The following is a 3873-nucleotide window of genomic DNA, read 5'->3' as shown; positions in this document are numbered from 1 at the left end:
CCCCGGCACCAGGCCTCCTTCGACCTCCGGGACGGCTCGGTCTCGCCGGGCTGGTCGTTCCGTGCCCTGCGGCTGTCACCCGTCGAGGTGAGGCCGGACGGGCTCTGGGTCTCGCTGGCGTAAGGGAGCCTCCGACGTCTTCCGGGCGATGGCTTCGGTCAGCCTGCGCGGGCCCGGGTAGCCCGCCGGCGCCGGCTCGCGGAGAAGGGCGTGGCCTACGGCACCGCCCTCAGGCCGCGATCTTCCGGCATTCGGCCGCGCAGGTCTGGCAGGCCGAGCGGCAGGCGCGGCATTCGGCGATGTCGGGGAACTTGGCGCACTCGGTTTCGCAGGCCGTGCAGATCTCGCCGACCGCCTTGGCCAGGACCCGCGTGTGCGGGGAATTGACCGCCGCGAGCGTCTCCAGGGCGACGCAGGCATGGACGAGGTCGTAGACCGACCGCGTGCACGCGACCATGCGGGTGTCGTTCATCGCGAGCATGCCGAAGCAGTGCCGCAGACAATCGTTGCCCGTCGAGACGCAGCGCGCGCTGGACTCCTTGAGCGCGGCGAACTGGGGCGGATGCTCGTGGGCCCCGTGGCCTTGCATCCCGTGGTCCTGCATCCCGTGGTCTTGCATCCCGTGGCCTTCCCCGTGCGCGCGCGAAGGCTCGGGCGCCTGCGCCAGAGCCGGCGTGGCGGCGGAGAGCGCGACGGCGGCTCCGAGCCCCGCGAAGAAATCCCGGCGTTCCATGGTGATGTTCCCGCTCAGTCCGACCGCGTGTCCGATCGCCCACCATGTCCGACGGCGGCAGGGCCGTGGCAATGGGGCATGCGCGAAATTGATCGGGCTCGCGGGGCGCCGGCAACCTCCGTCGTCGACGCAACGGCGCACGGAACCCCGGCGCGATCGATGCGCTCAGGCTTTGCTCGATCGTGCGGCCGCGTCGCGAACGATCTGAAGCAGACGCTGACGCTCCGCGGGATCCGTGATGCTGGTGAAGGCCTCGATCAGTGCCGAGCAGTCACGGCTCATCGCGAAGGCCTCGTCTTGCACGGCCTCCGGCGCGCCGGTCTCGCCCGGTCGGGGCGTCGCCGCCGGATGGAACGCCGTCACCGGAAGACCGAGTGTCTCGGCGATCTGCGCCTGTAGTTGCAGGCTCCGCTGCCGCAAACGGCTCGCTTCTTCCGATCTCCATTCCGGCTCACGATCGTTCGACGGCTCGGCGTCGGGCATTCCTATCTTACACGTCATTCCATTACTCGGTGTTAACCGCGCCTCTCGAATTTGCCCTCAAATGCAGACAGAGGCGTGTAGCAGGAAATCTCACCTCCCGGCGTTGTCTTCAAGCAGGCACCCCGATAATGCTCGCGTCGAAGATTCGATGACATCAGGGTCGTGTATGGGAGCGTATCGCGTGCGTGAGGCGGATGTCCCGCCACAAATGCTGCAACAGGCGATCGATGCCACGGATGTGATCGGACGGTGGGAATACGACGTTCCGAACGACCGGGTCTATACGGATACCCTCGTCGCCCTCGTGTTCAACGTCGATCCCGCCCTGGCCGAAACGGGCGCATCGCTCGACGTCTTCCTCGCCGGTGTTCATCCCGAGGATCGCGCGCGAACCGCGCGGGAGATCCGGCGCAGCGCCGAGACGGGGCTGTGCTGCACCATCGAGTACCGCGTCTGCTCGGCGGACGGCGTCGTGCGGTGGGTGCTGGATCGCGGTCGGATCGTCCTCGACGAAGCCGGGCGTCCCCAGCGCGGAAGCGGTGTGGTGATCGACATGACCCGGACGCGGTGCCGGGGTGAAGCCAGTCCACCGGATGGCCACGATCCGGACCGGAATCCCCTGGAGAACGCGGCCGAGCATTGTCTCGCGGCCCATAAAGCCCTCCAGGCCGTCCCCGAGCCGCTGCTCCAGCGGATGAGCGACATGCTGCTCCTGGAAGTCGGGCGCTCCCTCGCCAGGCTCGTCGACGAACGCCGTCGCGGGGGCGTGGAGGCGGCCCGAGCCGGTCATTGACGCCTCCCGGCGGGGCCGGGATACACTCGGGCCGGCTCGGATCCGCGGGTCGCGGAGGAGCGGGCATGCCGGACGGATTTCCGACCCCGTCCATCCTGAACCGCCTGGACCTCAAGACCCTGCGGCTGTTCGCGGCCATCTGCGAGGAGGGCACGCTGAACGGCGCGGCCCGGCGGGCGGCCATCGCGCCCTCGGCCGTCAGCAAGCGCCTCGCCGAACTGGAGGGCGTGCTGGGCTGCGCGCTCCTCACCCGGGAGCCGCGTGGGATGCGCCCGACGCCCGCCGGAGAGACGCTGCTGCACCACACCCGCCGGATGCTGGCCAGCGCCGAGCAGATCAGCCTCGAACTCGCGGAGCATGCCCGCGGCGTGCGCGGCTTCGTCCGGGTGCTCGCAAATCTCTCGGCGATCGTGCAGTTCCTGCCCGAGGACCTCCAGGCCTTCCTGGCCGTCCAGCCCGGAATCCGGGTCGATCTGGAGGAGCGGCCGAGCGGCGGGGTGGTGGCCGGCGTCGAGGAGGGCGTGGCCGATCTCGGCCTCTGCGCCGGCGGCACCGACGCCCGCTCCCTGCGCAGCTACCCCTATCGCCGCGACCGCCTCGTCCTCGTCATGCCCGCCGACCACCCGCTGGCCCAGCGCGAGGCGGTCGCCTTCGCCGAGACCCTCGCGCACGACCATGTCGGGATGCACCGCGAGAGCTCGATCTACATGACCCTGCGCGACGAGGCCCGTCGCCTCGGGCAGCCCCTGCGCCTGCGCATCCACGTGCCGAGCTTCGATGCGATCTGCCGGATGGCGCAGGCCGGGATGGGGCTCGGCGTGGTGCCCGCCCACGTCCATGCCCTGCTCGGCCCCCAGATGCGCCTCGTGGCGGTGCCGCTCACCGATGCCTGGTCCCACCGCACCTTAAGCCTCGTGGTGCGGCCGGGCGCCCTCCCCCCGGCGGCCGGCCTGCTCCTCGACCACCTGCGCACCGGCCCCTGAGGCCGGGCCGGGGCTCAGCGTTCGCGTGGGGAGAACGCACGCTCGCGCATGACGTTTGGACTTCGGACACTTGGCACAATATCGCTACCTCCAAGAATAATGGAGGAGACGCCAATGCCAAGCTCAGCGACAGCTTCGGCCACCGGCCCGCTCAGTGGAATCAGAGTTCTCGAACTCGGCCAACTCATCGCCGCGCCGTTCGCCACCAAGATCATGGCCGAGTTCGGCGCCGAGGTGATCAAGGTCGAGACGCCAGGCGACGGCGATCCCTTGCGCAAGTGGCGCAAGATGCACGAGGGCACTTCCCTCTGGTGGTACCTGCAGTCCCGCAACAAGAAGTCGATCGCGATCAACCTGAAGACGCCGGAAGGCCTGGAGATCGTCAAGGACCTCGCCCGCAGCGCCGACGTGGTGGTGGAGAACTTCCGGCCCGGCGGCCTGGAGAAGCTGGGTCTCGGCTGGGACGTGCTCTCGGCCCTCAACCCCAGCCTCGTGATGGTCCGCATCTCGGGCTACGGCCAGACCGGACCCTACCGCGACCGGCCCGGTTTCGGCGCCATCGGCGAGTCGATGGGCGGCATCCGCTTCACCACCGGCAGCCCGGACAGCCCACCCGCCCGCGTCGGCGTCAGCATCGGCGACACCCTGGCCTCGCTGCACGGGGTCATCGGCGCCCTGATGGCGCTGCTGCACGTCAAGACGAACGCCGGCGCCGGCCAGGTCATCGACGTCTCCCTCGTGGAGAGCGTGTTCAACGTCATGGAGAGCCTCGTGCCGGAATACGATCTCCTCGGCGAGGTCCGTACCCGCACGGGCGGCGCCCTGCCGGGCATCACGCCCTCCAACACCTATCCGACGAAGGACGGCGGCTTCGTCGTCAT

The 3873-nt window shown here is 69.6% G+C and carries 5 protein-coding genes; 3 read left to right on the top strand and 2 right to left on the bottom strand.

The features are described 5' to 3' along the window. Positions 1-229: 229 nt before the first annotated feature. Together K2X24_RS09775 and K2X24_RS09770 are read right to left on the bottom strand one after the other, a co-directional pair. Complete coding sequence (locus tag K2X24_RS09775) at positions 230-733, bottom strand: four-helix bundle copper-binding protein (protein ID WP_292497255.1); 504 nt, start codon at positions 731-733, stop codon at positions 230-232. A gap of 165 nt (positions 734-898) precedes the next feature. Then, positions 899-1216, bottom strand: coding sequence for a hypothetical protein (locus K2X24_RS09770; RefSeq protein WP_292497253.1), 318 nt, complete (start codon positions 1214-1216; stop codon positions 899-901). A 208-nt stretch (positions 1217-1424) separates the two neighbouring features. Here K2X24_RS09770 and K2X24_RS09765 point away from each other — a divergent pair, with 208 nt between their 5' ends. From K2X24_RS09765 to K2X24_RS09755, 3 genes are all read left to right on the top strand, one after another. Beyond that, positions 1425-2009 (top strand): PAS domain-containing protein, encoded by a 585-nt coding sequence (locus K2X24_RS09765; protein WP_292497250.1) that lies wholly within the window; start codon positions 1425-1427, stop codon positions 2007-2009. 65 nt (positions 2010-2074) lie between these two features. After that, a complete protein-coding gene (locus K2X24_RS09760) occupies positions 2075-2992 on the top strand; it encodes a LysR family transcriptional regulator (protein ID WP_292497248.1) in 918 nt (305 codons plus the stop codon). Between the two features lie 114 nt (positions 2993-3106). Then, positions 3107-3873: CaiB/BaiF CoA-transferase family protein (locus tag K2X24_RS09755; RefSeq protein WP_292497246.1), on the top strand; the 767-nt coding region annotated here is incomplete at its 3' end.

Origin of the sequence: Methylobacterium sp. (genome assembly GCF_019750675.1) — a bacterium.
GTDB lineage: Bacteria > Pseudomonadota > Alphaproteobacteria > Rhizobiales > Beijerinckiaceae > Methylobacterium.
The sequence above is the reverse complement of the archived record's forward strand: the minus strand, read 5'-3'. Positions and strand labels throughout refer to the sequence as shown.